The sequence below is a fragment of the Bradyrhizobium sp. NBAIM01 genome (assembly GCF_020194115.1).
GTDB classification, from domain to species: Bacteria; Pseudomonadota; Alphaproteobacteria; order Rhizobiales; family Xanthobacteraceae; genus Bradyrhizobium; species Bradyrhizobium yuanmingense.
The window spans coordinates 211,708-228,169 of sequence record NZ_JADYVU010000005.1 but is presented as its reverse complement, the minus strand read 5'-3'; the positions used below and the strand labels follow the sequence as shown (position 1 = coordinate 228,169).

Below are 16,462 nucleotides of genomic sequence, written 5' to 3'. Positions count from 1 at the left end.
TAAGTTACTACTAATGATTAGTACTGACTTATGATCGTGTCAACCGGCTCAGGTCGTGGCGTGGAACTCTGATCGTGACGTTGGGAGAGTCTCATCCGGGGGCGGAACGAACGTCGCGCAGGCCCGATTCAAGCCACATCCTCTCCGGATTTGCGGCTCATTGCCACCCAAGTCTTTGACGAGAAGGGGCTCGTTGAGAGTTGCGTCATGCGTAACCGGGAGACCAGGATGGGCAACCGCGCCGCAAAGTTCATTTCGACCCTCGTCGCCAGCATCCTCGCGGGCGCGCCATTGGCCGCGGTATCGCAGAACGCGCCGACGCCATCGAGCACGGCCGCCGCGGCGCCCGACTGCCTGGCTTCGCCGAAGGATGCCACGCCGCAGGGCCAGCACTGGTACTACCGCCTCGATCGCACGACGAAGCGCAAGTGCTGGTATCTGCGCGCCGCAGGCGGCAAAGCCGCACAGACCGCGCAGGCGACGACCGATACATCCGAGCCGGATGCAGCACCGCCGCAGGCCGTGCAGAACGCGCGCGCGGAATATATCGCGCCGCAGACGAGTGCCGCAGCGGGCACGCCGAACATGGCCGCGCCCGCGCCGGCTGCAGCGAATGCACCCGCGGTCGCGCCGCAGCCGCCGAGCAGCGTCGCCGAAACCAACGCGCAGCAGCCGGCCGTGACCGCGCGCTGGCCCGAGGCTTCCACAGCGTCCACCGCGCCAGCGCATCAGCCGGCGGAAACCACGGTTGCAGCAGCCGCGCAGCCAAACGCGAAGCTGTCAAAATCCCCTGCTCCGCTCCCGCCCGCGGCCGATGGCACGACTGACAAGTCCGGCGGTTCGCTGCAGATGCTGATGCTCGTGATCGGCGGTGCGCTGGCGCTCGCCGGCATCCTCGCCAGCGTCATCTACCGCTTCGCCGGCGGACGGGTCCGCGCCAGGGCCGCCGACCGCCGCGGGCATTGGGACGATTGGGCGCCGCAGGACCATGACGGAAGCCACGCGCCCTGGCGCGATTCACCGCCGGCCGCCGCCCAGCCGCCCCGCCCGATCGACTTCGATGCGGCACGTCCGCAACCGACAAGACAGGCGACGAAACTCGCCGCGATCGGCCGCGAGATCGAGCTGATCGACGCACGCAGGCAACGTGCCGCCGCTCCGGCCGCAAAACCGGTCGAGTCCAGAAGCGACAAGGTCGAGATCAAGTTGTTCGATCGGGCTGCTGCACCCAAGCTTGCCGCCAACGAAATTGAGGCGGATCGCGATGACGCGCCGGCAGGTCGGGATACCGATGCCGTCGATGTCGACGCGATCACGACGATGCTGGAGCAGCTGGCGAAGGAAGGGCCGCGCCTGTCGCGGCCTAACCTTGAAGCTGACCTTGCAAACTTCGCACGAAGCCTACGAGGCCAATCCGCCGCTCGCGCTTGAGACGCTCGGCCTTCAGGATCGACTGCACCTCGGCGAAGGCTTCGTCGACCGCGTGGTTGATCACGATGTAGTCGTACTCGGCCCAGTGACTCATCTCGTCGCTGGCGCGGCTCATGCGCTTGCGGATCACCTCGTCGGAATCCTGCGCGCGCGAATGCAGGCGCTTCTCGAGGTCGGCGGCCGAGGGCGGCAGGATGAAGACGCTGACGACATCGGCGCGCGCCTTCTGTTTCAATTGCTGGGTGCCCTGCCAGTCGATGTCGAACAGCACATCCTGGCCGGCCGACAACGCCGCATCCACGGGGCCGCGCGGCGTACCATAGCTGTTGTCGAACACCGTCGCCCATTCCAGCAGTTCGTCGGCCTTCACCATGGCATCGAACGTCGCCTTATCGACAAACGTATAGTCCTTGCCGTTGACCTCGCCCGGCCGCATCGCGCGCGTGGTCGCAGATACCGACATTTTCAAGCCCGGCATCCGGTCGATCAGCATGCGCGACAGCGTCGTCTTGCCCGCGCCTGATGGCGAGGACAGCACGAACATCAATCCGCGCCGCTCGACACCGTCAGTTCCGTGACCGCCCGTCGTCATCGATCACTCCAGATTCTGCACCTGCTCGCGGAACTGCTCGACCACGTTCTTCATGGCGAGGCCCGTGTTGGTCAACTCGATGTCGTTCGACTTCGAGCAGCAGGTGTTGACCTCGCGGTGAAACTCCTGCGCAAGGAAATCCAGCTTGCGCCCGATCGGGCCGCCCTTGCCGATCAGCTCGCGCGCCTGCGTGATGTGGGAGGCGATGCGGTCGAGCTCCTCGCGGATGTCGGCCTTGGTCGCGATCAGGATCGCCTCCTGCATCAGGCGGTCGGAGTCGAAACGGTCGGAGGTGTCGAGCAGCGCTGCGATCTGCTCAGCGAGCTTCGCCTTGATCGCCTCCGGCTTGCGGCCGGGCGCGGCCTCCGCTCTCTTCGCCAGCTGCTCGATCTCGTCGACGCGCTGGGTCAGGATCTGCCCAAGCGAAGTGCCCTCGCGCTTGCGCATCGCAACGAGCTCGTCGAGCGCCTTGTCGAAGGCCTCGGCGGCAGCAGTGCGCGCTGCCTTGTCCTCCTCCTCGTCGCCCTCGGGCTCGGCGACCTCGACGACGCCCTTGATGGCGAGCAGGCCGTCGATGCTCGGCGCCACCGCGTCGACCTTCCCCGAGATCAGCGCGGCGGCCTTCAGCACCGCGTTGAGCACGTCCTCGTTGATGCGGACGGTGGCGGCGGCATTGGTGCGCTTGACGGTGAGATTGGCATAGACGGTGCCGCGCGAGAGCAGCTCGCCGGCGCGCTTCTTGGCATGGGCCTCGAGCTCATCAAACCCCTGCGGCAGCCGCACGCGCAAGTCGAAGCCCTTGGCATTGACCGACTTCAACTCCCATTCGAACGTATACGGCCCGCTTGCGCCGTGGCATCTCGCAAAGCCGGTCATGGACGACAGCGCCATCAGTTCAAATTCTCCAGGAACACGGGATTCGCGAGGCTATCAAGCCACGCGAATCTTAAGACTATTTTGCCGGAAAGTGGAATCGGCAATGTCCGCAAGCCGGTCTGCGCGCAAGGCTCAGCGCTGAACCACCGGCGGCGAGCCCTGCACCGCGCCCTGCCGGGCCGGTGGGGGATTGGCTGGAGCAGCCGGGCGTGCTGCCGGCGGCCTCTTCTGCTGATTGGGCCGTGCCGGCGTGGCCGCGGTCGGCGCGTCGGCAGCGCCAGGCGCGGCAACGGCCGGCGGCTGCGCGTCCTCGGGCGGCTCGACCGTGTCGTTCTGGATCTGCTTCTCCATCGCGCGGAGCTTGGCGACGTTCTTCTGGTGCGCGTCGTAGGTTTCGGTGAAGGCATGCCCGCCGGTGCCGTCGGCGACGAAATAGAGGTCGCGGGTACGGGCCGGGTTGGCGGCAGCTTCGAGCGAGGCGCGGCCCGGATTGGAGATCGGGCCCGGCGGCAGGCCGTCGATCACATAGGTGTTGTAGGGCGAGGGCTGCGTGATCTCGCTGCGTTTGATCGGCCGGCCCAGCGTTCCCTTGCCGCCGACGAGGCCGTAGATGATGGTCGGATCGGACTGCAGCTTGATCCGCTGCTTCAGCCGGTTGACGAACACCGCGGCGACACGGCTGCGCTCGTCCGCCTTGCCGGTTTCCTTCTCGATGATGGACGCCAGCGTGACCAGCTGCTCCGGCGTCTTGACTGGAATGTCCTGATTGCGGCGTTCCCAGATCTCCGACAGCACACGCTTGTGCGCCTGCTGCATGCGCTGGACCACCTGCTCGCGCGGGGTGCCGCGCGGGAATTTGTAGGTCTCCGGGAGCAGCGTGCCTTCGCGCGGCAGCTCGCGCACGCTGCCGGTGAAGATGTCGTTGTCGGACAGCCGCGCCACGATCTGCTCGGAGGTCAGGCCTTCGGGAATCGTCACGGCGTGCTGCACCACCTTGCCCTCGACGATGGTGCCGATGACGTCGCGCAGCGAGGCGTTCTTCTGGAAGGAATACTCACCCGGCTTGAGGTCCGAGCTCGCCTTCAACGCGGCGACGCTGGCGATGAACACCCAGGGATTGACGTCGGTCACGCCTTCCCGGTTCAGCGTCTCGGCGATGTCGCGCTTGCCCGCACGCTGCGGGATGTTGACGATCTTGTCCTCCTTCAGCGGTCCGGGCGCCTCGAGCACCTGGCGGCCGTAATAATAGACGCCGCCGGCGCCGAGCATGGCGATCAGCAGAAGGGTGATGATGGCGTTGCCGACGACGACGAACGGATTGCGCGCGCGGTCCGACCGCTTGGGCGGCGGCGGAAGTTGCTCGGGCTCGAGCGCGGCCCGCGGACTCCGGGGTGAAATGGGCGGCCTTTCACTCATCGAAACAACCTGAATCCTGCCGGTTCAATAGCGGCCCGACAATCGCTTGCCCTGCCAAAAACGCACGCGCCCACGTCCATGACTATCGCCGAATACGGCAAAACGGTGGATTCGTCTCAAACACAAACTAACTGACTAGGCGCCGGACGATCACCGACGCATTGGTACCGCCAAAACCAAAAGAGTTCGACAACGCGACGTTGACCTCACGCTGCTTCGACTTGTGCGGCACGAGATCGATCGCGGTCTCGACCGACGGATTGTCGAGATTGATCGTCGGCGGCACGACATTATCGCGAATCGCCAGAATCGCGAAAATCGCTTCGATCGCACCGGCCGCGCCGAGCAGATGGCCGGTCGACGACTTGGTCGAGGACATCGCGACCTTGGAGGCGGCGTTGCCGAGCAGACGCTCGACCGCGCCGAGCTCGATCTCGTCGCCGAGCGGCGTCGAGGTCCCGTGCGCGTTGATGTAATCGAGATCGGACGGCGTCAGCCCGGCACGCTTGAGCGCGGCCGACATGCTGCGGAAGCCGCCATCGCCGTCGGGCGACGGCGACGTGATGTGATAGGCATCACCCGACAGACCATAGCCGATCACCTCGGCATAGATCTTCGCGCCGCGCCGCCTGGCGTGCTCCAGTTCCTCCAGCACGAGGACGCCGGCGCCCTCGCCCATCACGAAGCCGTCGCGGTCTTTATCGTAGGGACGCGAGGCCTTTTCGGGAGTCTCGTTGAAACCGGTCGACAGCGCGCGCGCGGCGTTGAAGCCGGCAATGCCGATGCGGCTGATCGGCGACTCGGCGCCGCCCGCGACCATCACGTCGGCATCGCCCAGCGCGATCAGGCGGGCGGCATCGCCAACCGCATGCGCGCCGGTCGAGCATGCCGTGACCACCGAATGGTTCGGCCCCTTCAGCCCGTGCGCGATCGAGACGTAGCCGGAGGCGAGATTGATCAAGCGGCCGGGAATGAAGAACGGCGACACCCGGCGCGGCCCGCGCTCCTTCAGCAGGATCGCGGTATCGGCGATGCCGTTGAGGCCGCCGATGCCGGAGCCGATCATGGTGCCGGTCGCGCATTTGTCCTCTTCGGTCTCGGGATGCCAGTTGGCGTCGTCGAGCGCCTGGCCGGCCGCGGCCATGCCGAAGATGATGAAGTCGTCGACCTTGCGCTGGTCCTTCGGCTCCATCCACTTGTCCGGATTGAAGCTGTCGTTCGAGCCGTCGCCGCGCACGACCGTGCAGGCGATCTTGGTCTGCAGATCGGAGACATCGAAGCTCTCGATCCTGCGCGCACCGCTTTCGCCGTTGAGGATGCGCTTCCAGGTCGGCTCGACGCCACAGCCGAGTGGCGAGACCATGCCGAGACCCGTGACGACAACCCGCCTCATATCCGAAAACTCCGCATCGAAAGATTCACGGCCAATAACAAGAAACCGGCTGACCGCTGCGAAGCGGCCCGTCCGGTTTCAATGTTGTCCCCGCGAAATTGAAGAGCCTTAGCTCTTCGCGTTCTTCTCGAGAAACTTCGTAGCGTCGCCGACGGTGAGAATCGTTTCCGCAGCGTCGTCCGGAATCTCGCAACCGAATTCCTCTTCGAACGCCATCACCAGCTCGACGGTATCCAGACTGTCGGCGCCGAGGTCGTCGATGAAGCTCGCGTTGTCGACAACCTTCTCGGGTTCAACACCAAGGTGTTCGACCACGATCTTCTTAACCCGCTCGCCAATGTCACTCATTGCTTAACCTCGTGTTGTTCCCTGTAGACCCGACCCCCCGGGACGATACGAGCCGTCGTGGTCGTTTGACTGCCTTCGCTTACGAACTTTGATTTGGCCCATCCTAACCGATGGAGGCCCCGGCGAACGACGGCCAAAGGCTCCGCATCGCCAATATACAGGGTTTCAAAAACCTGCAATGGCGTTCTTTGCCCATCCGTTGGAGGTCCGGTTATCATACTTCAATTGCCTTGACTACAAGCCTCATTTCGCTCCGGAAACGGCCGTTTGCCGCATGCCGCACCGCCGTGACAGGCGACGCGGCACGAGACGTCAGATCATGGCCATGCCGCCGTTGACGTGGATGGTCTGCCCGGTGACGTAGGCTGCTTCGTTCGAGCTCAGATAGACAGCGGCCGCTGCGATGTCCTCGGGCGTCCCCAGGCGGGCGGCCGGAACCTTGGTGAGAATCGTTTCGCGCTGCTTGTCGTTGAGCGCATCGGTCATCGGCGTCTTGATGAAGCCCGGCGCGATGCAGTTCGCGGTCACGCCACGCTTGGCGTATTCGGCCCCTAACGTCTTGATCATGCCGATCAGGCCGGCTTTCGACGCCGTATAATTGCCCTGCCCGGGATTGCCGGTGACGCCGACCACCGAGGTGATGGCGACGATGCGGCCGAAGCGCTTGCGCATCATCAGCTTGGTCGCGGCGCGCGCCAGGCGGAAGGTCGCGGTCAGATTGACGTTGATAACCTCGTCCCAATCCTCGTCGCGAAGCTGCACGAAGAGATTGTCGCGCGTGATGCCGGCATTGGCGATGAGAATGTCGACCTGGCCCATCGCCGCTTCCGCAGCGGGCACCAGCGCCTCGACCTCATCGGCCTTGGAGAGATTGCAGGGCAGCACGTGGGCGCGCTCGCCGAGCTTGCCGGCAAGCTCGTCCAGCACCTCCTTGCGCGTCCCTGAAATGGCGACGGTGGCGCCCTGCGCGTGCAGCGCCTGCGCGATCGCGCCGCCAATGCCGCCGGTCGCGCCGGTGACGAGCGCCTTTCGGCCAGTCAGATCGAACATTGATGGACTCCTTTAAGCCTGCTTCGCAGCGGCCAATGCATCCTTGGCGGCGGCAATATCGTTCGGGCCGCCGACCGCAATGCCGACGGCACCGTCCGCGATACGCTTGACGAGACCGGTCAGCACCTTGCCGGCGCCGATCTCGAAGAAGCGGGTGACGCCCTGCCCGGCCATGTAAGCCACCGACTCGCGCCAGCGCACCGTGCCGGTGACCTGCTCGACCAGGCGGCGGCGGATCTCGTCGGGATCGGTGATGGCGCTCGCCAGCACGTTCGACACCAGCGGGGCGGCCGGCGCCTTGATCGTGACCTTCGACAGCGCTTCCGCCATGGCATCCGCAGCCGGCTGCATCAACTTGCAATGGAACGGGGCGGACACCGGCAGCAGCATCGCGCGCTTGGCGCCCTTGGCCTTGGCGATCTCGACGGCGCGATCGACCGCAGCCTTGTCGCCGGAGACGACGACCTGGCCGCCGCCATTGTCGTTGGCGGCCTGGCAGACCTGCCCCTGCGCCGCCTCGCCCGCGACCTCCATGGCGGCCTCGTAGTCGAGACCGAGCAGCGCGGCCATCGCGCCGGCGCCGACCGGGACCGCCTTTTGCATTGCGAGACCGCGGGTGCGAAGCAGACGCGCGGTATCCGAAACCGTCAGGCTGCCGGCCGCCGCGAGCGCCGAATATTCACCGAGCGAGTGGCCGGCGACGAAGGCCGCGTCTCGTCCCACGGAAAAACCAGCCTCGGCCTCGAGCACGCGCAAGGTCGCGATAGACACGGCCATCAGCGCCGGCTGGGCGTTCTCGGTGAGCTGGAGAGTTTCGGCCGGACCTTCCCAGATGATGCCGGTCAGCTTCTCCCCGAGCGCGGCATCGACCTCGTCGAATACGGCGCGCGCCACCGGAAAGGCGTCGGCCAGGGCCTTGCCCATGCCGACAGCCTGGGAACCCTGCCCAGGAAATGTGAATGCAGCCGTCATCGGCGCTCCCTGCTGTCAGGCATGATCCCTGTTCTGAACCGGCAGCCGATTTACGCCCGGCCTTAGGCCGTGGTTCCTTGGGCCATGGTTCCGGATCATGCTCCAAAGGGGGCCGTAGACACCGTCCGGGGCCGCACTGTCAAGCCGAGACGGGAACTTGGAGCAGCATTCAACGGGGAATAAGCCCCTCAAAACCCGCCGGCGGTCTGGTTGGCATCGACGTCCGCTCCTGCCCGCGCTCGGCGCGCACTGTTCACCAGTTGCCCCGGCCGATCCTCGCGGTTCGGCTTTGCCGTGGCCAGCCGCAGCACCGAAGCGTAGTTCGGCTGCACTTCCATGCGATCGGCGTACCGGCTCGCACTCAGCAGCCGGTGCACCTTCGGCAGATTGTAGCAGGGCACGTAGAACAACAGATGATGCTCGAGGTGATAGTTCACGTAATACGGCGCGATGAACAGGCGCTCGAGAAAATTGGCATGCGTCGTGCGCGTGTTGCGCAAGGGGTCGCTGCTATCGGGGACGACGGCGTGCTCGGCGATATTGCGGATGCGGGTGATGACCATCATCCACGTCAAGAGCGGCACCAGCCAGAGCAGCGGATAGGCCCACCACACGCCGGCCGCGGCGAGCGCGGCAAACATGATCCCGTTGACCACACATTGCGGGCCGAGCGTCTCCCAGAAATGCGCTGCACGTTGCCGCCATGACCAGTCCTTTGGCCCGAGCGCGTTGAGCAACTGCGCCTTGCGCTGCTGGTAGCCGGTCTGCCCGGTGATGTCGCGGATGAACTTGCGGCGATAGCTCAACTTGGTGATCGGAAACGGCGCCGACAGCACGAGGTCGGGGTCGTCCTCCTGCTGGGTGCGCGCATGGTGCTGAAGGTGATAGCGCCGGTAGCTGCGCGTCTCCGCAAACAGCGGATAGGCGCAGAACCACTGGCTCAGCGTCAGATTGGTTTTCTCGTCGGCGGACAGGCAACCATGTGCGCCGTCATGCATCAGGATCGCAAGGCCGAGCTGGCGCGAGCCGATGATGGCGACGGCGAAGATATAGGTGAGCGGATTGGGCCACCACGCGACCAGCGCGATGGCCGCAATGATCAGCGTCCAGGCGTGCGCGATCAGCGCAGCGCCTTTCCACGTCGCGCGCTGGCGCACCTCGGCCAATTGATCGTCGGTCAGGAAATCGCGGGCACGCATGCGAAGCGCGGTCATGGCCTAACCCTTTCCATTGGAATTGTCGGATGCCTCGCGCGCCTCGACGAGACGCAGGCGGGCGGTGTCTTCAGTGGATTTCGCCTGCTCGCCCAGCACGCGCAGCATCTCGGCGCAGAGCGCCTCGGGCGAGCGGCCCATCGCGTAGCCCTCGAGAATGACGCCGATGGCGACGGCCCAGAACCGCCGCGAGCTTTCGTCGGGCGCGCGCAGCGAGCGCCAGCCGTGCCGCGCGACCTGCCCCGCATAAGCGCGCGTACCCTCGCTGTGCAGGCGCTCGATGGTGCGCTCCACCAGCGGCGCGAGATCCTGGCGACGCCGCGTCAGCGTCAGCGCCTCGGCGAAGAAGGCGACCGAATCGCTCGCCGTCACGGTCTCGGCCAGCGCGTGGGTGTATTCCCCGGGAGTCCGCGCCTTCAGCGCCGCCTGCTCGGTGGCCCGCGCCAGATACAACAGATCGCGGCAGGCGCATTCGACAAACAGCGCCTCCTTGGTGCGGAAGTAATAGGTGATCTGGCTCGGGAACGCGTCCGCGGCGGCCGCGATGTCGGTAATCGACGTGCCTGACAGCCCCCGCTCCCGAAACAGCGGGCTCGCAGCATCCAGGAGCAGTGACCGCATCTTGCGGCCGGCCGAGCGCGTCGCGCGCGCGGCGTGCTTGGGGTCGCCTGCCGCTTCGAGCGGCGCATCGGCCGACGCTTCTGCCATGGGATCCTCTTCGCTGATTTATTTGTATGTTATACAAACAAATAGATCAAGCCGAATCTTGGTATTGAAGGATGGGTTTCTTTCCAGTTGGGGCGGACCGCCTCGGCTTGAAAATGCCCCTCCGCCTTGCAAAGCCGGCCAAAATCCGTATAAGGCGCCCATCCGCAGACCCCGGCCGGGAGCTGAACGGACGGTCTCAGCAAATCATTCGTGATTTTGGTGTGGCAGGGCCAGTCGGCCCGTCGTCCCGTGTTTCCGCCTTCTGAGCTTGATCCCAGAGTCCTTTCCGAAGGCCTCTTAAGGGTTTGACGCCGGGCGATGCGCCAACATGAGGAAAGGACGACCATGCCTCTTTACGAGCATGTTTTTCTCGCGCGTCAGGACGCGAGCCCGCAGCAGGTCGAAGAGCTGACTGCGCAGATGACCGGTATCGTCGAAGGTCTCGGCGGCAAGATCACCAAGACCGAGAATTGGGGCGTGCGCTCCCTCACCTACCGCATGAACAAGAACCGCAAGGCGCACTTCGTGCTGCTCAACATCGACGCGCCGTCCGCGGCGATCGCCGAGATCGAGCGCCAGGAGCGCATCAGCGAGGACGTGATCCGCTATCTCAGCGTCCGCGTCGAGGAGCTCGAGGAAGGCCCGTCCGCGATGATGCGCAAGGCCGATCGCGACCGCGAGCGTGACGATCGCGGCGGTGGCTTCCGCGGCGAGCGTGAAGGCGGCTTCCGTGGCGACCGCGAGGGCGGTTTCCGCGGTGATCGCGGTCCGCGCCGTCCGCGCGATGAAGCTGAAACCACGGATGGGGAGTAAGAATCATGGCTGAAGCTGGTGCACGCCGCCCGTTTTTCCGTCGTCGCAAGAGCTGCCCGTTCACGGGCGCCAATGCTCCGAAGATCGACTACAAGGACTCCAAGCTGCTGATGCGTTACGTCTCCGAGCGCGGCAAGATCGTGCCGAGCCGCATTACCGCGGTGTCCGCGAAGAAGCAGCGTGAGCTCGCCCGCGCCATCAAGCGCGCGCGCTTCCTGGGCCTCCTGCCCTACGTCATTCGCTGATACGACCAATTCGACCGGCGGCGGCTAGCGCCGCCGGTCGCGACTTTTCGAACTCATAAGGCTTCCGGGTCGTCCGGTCGCCGATGGTTGGGGCAAGCGACGCCTCTAACCGCTCGAAGGGAGCGGGACAGCTGATGATGGCCTTTGGACTGATAGCCCTGATCGCCGGCGCTGCGTCGGCCCTGATGTTCGCCTCGATCATCTCGGGGGCGCTGATCGCGCTCGTCCTGTTCTATCTCGCTCCGCTCCCCCTGATGGTCGCCGCGATCGGCTGGGGCCCGCTTTGCGCGAGCATTGGTGGCATCGCCGCTGCGATCGGCCTCGGCGCCCTGTTCGGCCTGCCCTACTGCATCGCCTTCGCCGTCACCGTCGCGTTGCCGGCGTGGTGGCTCGGCCATCTCGTCCTGCTCGGACGTCAGGTGGGAAGCGCCGCGTCTGCCACCGGCACAGCGCCCTCCGCGGAGCCGGAGGTCGAGTGGTACCCGGTCGGCCGCATCCTGCTCTGGATTGCAGGCTTCGCGACGCTGACCACAATGGCCGCTTTGCTCACTCTCGGGACCGACGCGGAGACCATCACCGGCACGTTGCGCCGTGGCCTGACGCGCCTCCTGCGCGCCACCGACCCGCAAACTTCGGGCGAAGCCAGCCAGTTCGTCGACGCGCTGGTGCGCATCGCACCCGCCGCCGCCACGATTGCCGCGACGATGACGCTCACTCTCAACCTCTGGCTCAGCGCCAAGGTGACCGCGACGTCGGGCCGGCTGCGCCGTCCCTGGCCGGACCTCAAGACCACCGAGCTGCCGCAGATGACGCTGGTGGTGCTGTGCATCTCCCTCGCCTTCTGCTTCACCGGGGGGCTGCTTGGCATCGTGGCGCAGATCGCCACCGCCGCGCTGATGATGAGTTATGCGCTGGCCGGTTTCGCCGTATTGCATACGCTGACGCTCGCGCTGAACGGCCGCACGTTCTGGCTCGGCTCGACCTACGCCGCCGTGGTCGTGTTCGGATGGCCCGTGGTCGCGATGGTGATCCTTGGGCTTGCGGATGCCTTGTTTGGCTTGCGCGAACGCTTCCTGCGCAGCCGGCAGCCGCCGCCACTGCCTACACCTTGAGTTCAACCCCGAAACTGAAACCTTCGAGAGCACTTCAAAAGGAGAACGAATATGGAAGTCATTTTGCTGGAACGCGTCAACAAGCTCGGCCAGATGGGCGAAGTCGTGAAGGTTCGCGACGGCTACGCTCGCAATTTCCTGCTCAAGCGCGGCAAGGCGCTGCGCGCCACCGCCGACAACCGGGCCAAGTATGACGGCATGAAGGCCGAGCTCGAAGCGCGCAACCTCGCCTCGAAGGCCGAGGCGTCCAAGGTCGCCGAGAAGATCGAGGGCAAGAACATCATCGTGATCCGCCAGGCCTCGGAAGCCGGCCAGCTGTTCGGCTCGGTCAACGTGCGTGACATCGTGCTCGCGTTCGAAGCCGACGGCGTTTCGCTCGCCCGTCCGCAGATCCAGCTCGACGCACCGATCAAGACCATCGGCAAGCACTCGATCACCGTTGCCGTTCATCCCGAAGTCGAGGTCGAGATCACCGTCACGGTTGCCCGCAGCCAGGACGAGGCCGAGCGCATCAACCGCGGCGAGGACATCTCGACCCGCAATGAGGATCGCGATGCGGCCGCCGAGGCGATCGCCGCCGCCGGCGAGTTCTTCGATCCGGAAGCCCAGCACGACGAGGTCGCGCCGGCGCCGGCTGCGGAAGAGAAGTAAGCAGCTCAACTCGTCATTCCGGGACGGTCCGCAAGACCAGACCCGGATGACGATCCCGATCAAAGCCCGGCTGCCTCACGCGGCCGGGCTTTTCGTTTTGGCAGCGACGTCCTCGCTCAGCATCGCGATCGAGGCCAGCGCGGTGGCCGTATGCTTCTCGACGCCGTCGCTGACGCAGAACACGTCGGCGGCGACCACCGCGACCTGGCGGCCCGGCTTGATCACCCGGGCGCGGCAGATCAGCTTCTCGCCGACCGCGGGCGACAACAGATTGAGCTTGTATTCCGCCGTCAGCGCCGGCTGGCCGCGCGACGTGGCGGCTGCGATCGTGGTGGCGTTGTCGACCAGGAAGGCGGTGACGCCGCCATGGAAGAAGCCGTGCTGCTGTAACAGCTCCGGCCGGCGCTCCACGGCGATGGTGCAGGTGCCGCGCGACAATTCGGAGAGCTCGGCGCCGACCAGGTTCATGAAACCCTGCCGGCCGATATTGGCGTGGATGCGCTCGGCAATCGGCGCAAATTCCGGATCAGCTTCGGCCCGCATGCGATCTCCCCTTATTGCTTGTTGATGCGATCGAACGGCCTCAGCGCACGATTGGCGCAGGCGATCAGCGTGTCCGCCTCGATGCGCGGATCGGTTCGCTCGCGACCCGACAGGAAGGCGCGGCAGAAGATCTGCGCCGGACCGATCAGCTGGCTGACGAACATCACCGGCGTCATCGGCAGAAGTTCGCCGCTTGCCACCAGCGGCGCGCGCCAGCGCTCAATGCCTTCGGCAAGCCGCGCATTCTGCGCCCGCTGGGCGTCGCGCACGTCTTCGCCCCACTCGCTGCGCGAGATCTCGAAGAGGTAGCGCGCCTCGCGCCGGCTGGTGACGACCCAGTCGAGATGCGCCCGGATCAGGCGATCGATGCCCCGCTCGGCGTCGGGGCCGGGATCGAGCGCGGCCAGTATCGCGGCGTGATAGTGCCGCAAGACCTCCAGAAACAACGCACCGGCAAGTTCTTTCTTCGAACCGAAGACGTGGAAGAAGCTGCCGTTGGAAGCCCGCGCGCGGGTGCGGATCGCAGCCACCGTCGCGGCTTCGAAGCCGACGCGGTCGAACACGGCAAGGCCGGCCGCCAACAGATCGTCTCGTACGCTCGCCGTCATGGGCGCCTCCTAGAGCAATACTCTAGAGTACTACTCTAATGACGGTCAAGACGATGCGAAGGCCGCGGATGGGCGCGGCCTTCGCATCGTCGATCGAAAGATCCGGGTGACTTAGCGCGAGATCGGCGGCACCGGCGGACCGGAGGACGCAGGCGGCGCCGGCGGCGGCGGGGCTGCAGCGGTCGCGGGCGGCGCCTGTTCCTGCGGCTTGGCCGCGGGGGCCGGCTCGGCAGGTTTCGGAGCAGCCTCTTCCACCGGCTTGGGCGCGGCCGGCTCAGCGGGCTTGGCGGCGGCTGGAGCGGCCGGCGTCACCTGCGGGACCGGATCGGGCCGCAGCGCCGGCGTCTCGCTGCGCGGCTCGACCTTGGCGCTGTCAGGCTTGTCGGACTCCGGCTTCGGCTCGCTCTTCTTGTCGTCGGTCGCCGGCGCCGCGGCATCGACCTTCGGGGCTTCCTCCGTGCCGGGCTTGGCGCGCCGCTTGCCTTTGCGTGCCTCGGGCGCAGCCTCTCCCTCCGGCTTGGCACCCTCCTCGGCCGGCCGCGCCGCACGCTTCTGGCGCGTACCCTCGGCGGCAGTAGCAGCGCCCTCGCCCTCCGGCCTCGCGGCATCCTGCGCGCGCTGGCGTCGACCCTGTTGTTCAGGCGCGGCGCCGTCCTTCTTGGCGTCCTTGGCCTGATAGCGCGTGTCGGTGGCACCGTTCGAGATCAGATAGGCGGAGAGGACGCCCGCCATATCCGAACTCGTCGTGTAGTGCTGGCGCAGGAATCCCGGCAGCGAGCCGGGCGACACGGACTTCAGCAGCCCGCGCGGGCTCTTGTGGCAGACATTGCAGGTCTGCGAGAACAGCTGCGACGGGGTCTTGCCAGCCTCGAGGTTCGTCGCCTGCGCAAGAACGGAATTAGCCGCACCGAAGCCAATCAGAAGCAACACCGTCGCGAGGCTGAGCGCTCGGCTCGACATTCCCATCATCTCCGTTGAATTTCCGCAAATGCAGCCGGCATCCGGCGCGGCGGCGGTCACCTTTTAACCGATTGAGCCGCGAATGGAAGCAGGTCCGCGCGCAAGGATGTGATTAAGCGGTTTTCGAATATCTACTTTGAACACAGTGCAACTAGCGCAGCCGGAACCGGCTCGCTAGATTTGAATGCAAACGCATAGGAACCGCTGCGGCGCCTGGGCGTCAGTTATAAAGGCCGGGTAGTCGCATCTTTCGGGTTCGCTCGAGAGGATTGCCGATGGACCGTTTGTTGCGTCGATTTCTGTCCCAATTCATCCGCCGCGGGTCGTTGACGGTGACCAGCGCGAGCGGGTCGAAGTTCACCGTCGGCGACGGCTCCGGCGAGCCGGTCGCAGTCCGCTTCGTCACTGCGGACTCCGAGCGGAGGGTCCTCGTCAATCCCGAGCTGGGGCTGGGCGAGGCCTACATGAACGGCGAGTTCGTGGTCGAGCGCGGCACCATAGCTGATGCCCTCGCGATCCTGCTCGATCAACCCGACCCATTGCCGCAGTGGGCAAAGCCGTGGTGGCACCTGCGTTACCTGACGCGGCACCTCAAGCAGTTCAATCCCCGCCCGCGCTCCCGTCAAAACGTCGCTCATCATTACGATCTCGACGGCCGGCTCTATTCGCTGTTTCTCGATGCCGACAAGCAATATAGCTGCGCCTATTTCGAGACGCCCGAGATGTCGCTGGACGACGCGCAGCTTGCCAAGAAGCGGCACATCGCGGCGAAGCTTCTCGTCAGCAATGGCCAGCGCGTGCTCGACATCGGCTCCGGCTGGGGTGGCCTCGGGCTCTATCTCGCCGAGATCGCGAACGCCGACGTCACCGGCATCACGCTGTCGACTGAGCAGCTGGAGGTCGCAAATGCGCGCGCCGCCGAAAAGGGCCTGACGGGCTCGGCCAGATTCCAGCTCCAGGATTATCGCGACGTCGAAGGTACGTTCGACCGCATCGTCTCCGTCGGCATGTTCGAGCATGTCGGGGCGAGGTTCTACGACGCCTACTTCCAGCGCTGCGCCGAGCTGCTGAAGGAAGACGGCGTCATGCTGCTGCATTCGATCGGCCGTTCGCAGGGCCCGGATTCGACCAATCCGTGGATCGCCAAATACATCTTCCCCGGCGGCTACATTCCCGCGCTCTCGGAGGTGCTGCCGGCGATCGAGCGCGCGGGCCTGCTGGTCTGCGACATCGAGATTCTGCGCCTGCACTACGCCGAGACGCTGAAGGCCTGGCGCGAGCGGTTCATGGCGCGGCGCGAGGAAGCCGTGCAGCTCTACGACGAGCGCTTCGCCTTGATGTGGGAATTTTACCTCGCGGCCTGCGAGATGACGTTCCGCAAGCAAGCCATGATGAACTTCCAGATCCAGATCACCCGTCGCCAGGGCGTGGTGCCGATGACCCGCGACTATATCCCGCAGGAAGAAGCCCGGCTGCGGGCCCGGGAGGGCGCGGCCATGCCGAAGCTCAAGCTGGCTGGTGAATAGGTCC

At 65.7% G+C, this 16,462-nt stretch carries 18 protein-coding genes; 6 read left to right on the top strand and 12 right to left on the bottom strand.

Going from position 1 to position 16,462, the window contains the following annotated elements; translation table 11 throughout:
- Positions 1–207: 207 nt before the first annotated feature.
- Positions 208–1,431, top strand: coding sequence for a hypothetical protein (locus I6F31_RS18865; protein WP_225185930.1), 1,224 nt, complete (start codon positions 208–210; stop codon positions 1,429–1,431).
- Here I6F31_RS18865 and gmk read toward each other — a convergent pair.
- The 9 genes from gmk to I6F31_RS18820 form a co-directional block, all read right to left on the bottom strand.
- A complete protein-coding gene (gmk, locus tag I6F31_RS18860) occupies positions 1,364–2,023 on the bottom strand; it encodes a guanylate kinase (RefSeq protein WP_036000695.1) in 660 nt (219 codons plus the stop codon). The two genes, I6F31_RS18865 and gmk, sit on opposite strands and share 68 nt — an antisense overlap.
- Positions 2,024–2,026: 3 nt before the next feature.
- Positions 2,027–2,914 carry a YicC/YloC family endoribonuclease gene (locus tag I6F31_RS18855; protein ID WP_036022708.1) on the bottom strand — a complete coding sequence of 296 codons (888 nt, stop codon included), beginning with the start codon at positions 2,912–2,914 and terminating at the stop codon, positions 2,027–2,029.
- Between the two features lie 117 nt (positions 2,915–3,031).
- A complete protein-coding gene (gene mltG / locus I6F31_RS18850) occupies positions 3,032–4,315 on the bottom strand; it encodes an endolytic transglycosylase MltG (RefSeq protein WP_036000702.1) in 1,284 nt (427 codons plus the stop codon).
- A 127-nt stretch (positions 4,316–4,442) separates the two neighbouring features.
- Positions 4,443–5,708, bottom strand: coding sequence for a beta-ketoacyl-ACP synthase II (gene fabF, locus I6F31_RS18845; RefSeq protein ID WP_109144009.1), 1,266 nt, complete (start codon positions 5,706–5,708; stop codon positions 4,443–4,445).
- 108 nt (positions 5,709–5,816) lie between these two features.
- A complete protein-coding gene (locus I6F31_RS18840) occupies positions 5,817–6,056 on the bottom strand; it encodes an acyl carrier protein (RefSeq protein ID WP_008551805.1) in 240 nt (79 codons plus the stop codon).
- Between the two features lie 312 nt (positions 6,057–6,368).
- The gene (fabG, locus tag I6F31_RS18835) at positions 6,369–7,106 is read right to left on the bottom strand and encodes a 3-oxoacyl-[acyl-carrier-protein] reductase (protein ID WP_025035827.1); all 738 of its coding nucleotides are present in this window, start codon (positions 7,104–7,106) and stop codon (positions 6,369–6,371) included.
- 12 nt (positions 7,107–7,118) lie between these two features.
- Positions 7,119–8,078 (bottom strand): ACP S-malonyltransferase, encoded by a 960-nt coding sequence (gene fabD, locus I6F31_RS18830; RefSeq protein WP_128261999.1) that lies wholly within the window; start codon positions 8,076–8,078, stop codon positions 7,119–7,121.
- A gap of 188 nt (positions 8,079–8,266) precedes the next feature.
- A complete protein-coding gene (locus I6F31_RS18825) occupies positions 8,267–9,292 on the bottom strand; it encodes a fatty acid desaturase family protein (RefSeq protein ID WP_036000715.1) in 1,026 nt (341 codons plus the stop codon).
- Positions 9,293–9,295: 3 nt separating this feature from the next.
- Positions 9,296–10,000: a TetR/AcrR family transcriptional regulator C-terminal domain-containing protein gene (locus tag I6F31_RS18820; RefSeq protein ID WP_036000718.1), complete on the bottom strand. Its 705-nt coding sequence runs from the start codon at positions 9,998–10,000 to the stop codon at positions 9,296–9,298.
- Positions 10,001–10,345: 345 nt separating this feature from the next.
- On the opposite strand from I6F31_RS18820, the gene rpsF reads away from it, so the two are divergent.
- The 4 genes from rpsF (at position 10,346) to rplI (ending at position 12,821) form a co-directional block, all read left to right on the top strand.
- The gene (gene rpsF, locus I6F31_RS18815) at positions 10,346–10,813 is read left to right on the top strand and encodes a 30S ribosomal protein S6 (protein ID WP_025035823.1); all 468 of its coding nucleotides are present in this window, start codon (positions 10,346–10,348) and stop codon (positions 10,811–10,813) included.
- Positions 10,814–10,818: 5 nt separating this feature from the next.
- Complete coding sequence (gene rpsR, locus I6F31_RS18810; protein ID WP_007592020.1) at positions 10,819–11,058, top strand: 30S ribosomal protein S18; 240 nt, start codon at positions 10,819–10,821, stop codon at positions 11,056–11,058.
- Positions 11,059–11,192: 134 nt separating this feature from the next.
- Entirely contained in the window at positions 11,193–12,170 is a 978-nt protein-coding gene (locus I6F31_RS18805) for a DUF2232 domain-containing protein (RefSeq protein ID WP_057028958.1), read from the top strand.
- Between the two features lie 51 nt (positions 12,171–12,221).
- Positions 12,222–12,821 (top strand): 50S ribosomal protein L9, encoded by a 600-nt coding sequence (gene rplI / locus I6F31_RS18800; RefSeq protein ID WP_036000730.1) that lies wholly within the window; start codon positions 12,222–12,224, stop codon positions 12,819–12,821.
- Positions 12,822–12,896: 75 nt separating this feature from the next.
- On the opposite strand, the gene I6F31_RS18795 is transcribed toward rplI, so the two are convergent.
- The 3 genes from I6F31_RS18795 to I6F31_RS18785 all read right to left on the bottom strand — a co-directional run bounded on the left by I6F31_RS18795 (position 12,897) and on the right by I6F31_RS18785 (position 14,932).
- Positions 12,897–13,364, bottom strand: a complete 468-nt coding sequence (locus I6F31_RS18795) for a PaaI family thioesterase (RefSeq protein ID WP_036000734.1) — start codon at positions 13,362–13,364, stop codon at positions 12,897–12,899.
- Between the two features lie 11 nt (positions 13,365–13,375).
- The gene (locus tag I6F31_RS18790; RefSeq protein ID WP_036000737.1) at positions 13,376–13,972 is read right to left on the bottom strand and encodes a TetR/AcrR family transcriptional regulator; all 597 of its coding nucleotides are present in this window, start codon (positions 13,970–13,972) and stop codon (positions 13,376–13,378) included.
- A gap of 111 nt (positions 13,973–14,083) precedes the next feature.
- Entirely contained in the window at positions 14,084–14,932 is an 849-nt protein-coding gene (locus I6F31_RS18785) for a hypothetical protein (protein ID WP_225185929.1), read from the bottom strand.
- 275 nt (positions 14,933–15,207) lie between these two features.
- Between I6F31_RS18785 and I6F31_RS18780 the strand changes: the two genes are divergently transcribed.
- On the top strand, positions 15,208–16,458 hold the full coding sequence (locus I6F31_RS18780) for a cyclopropane-fatty-acyl-phospholipid synthase family protein (protein WP_225185928.1): 1,251 nt from the start codon (positions 15,208–15,210) through the stop codon (positions 16,456–16,458).
- The last annotated feature ends 4 nt before the right edge of the window (positions 16,459–16,462 follow it).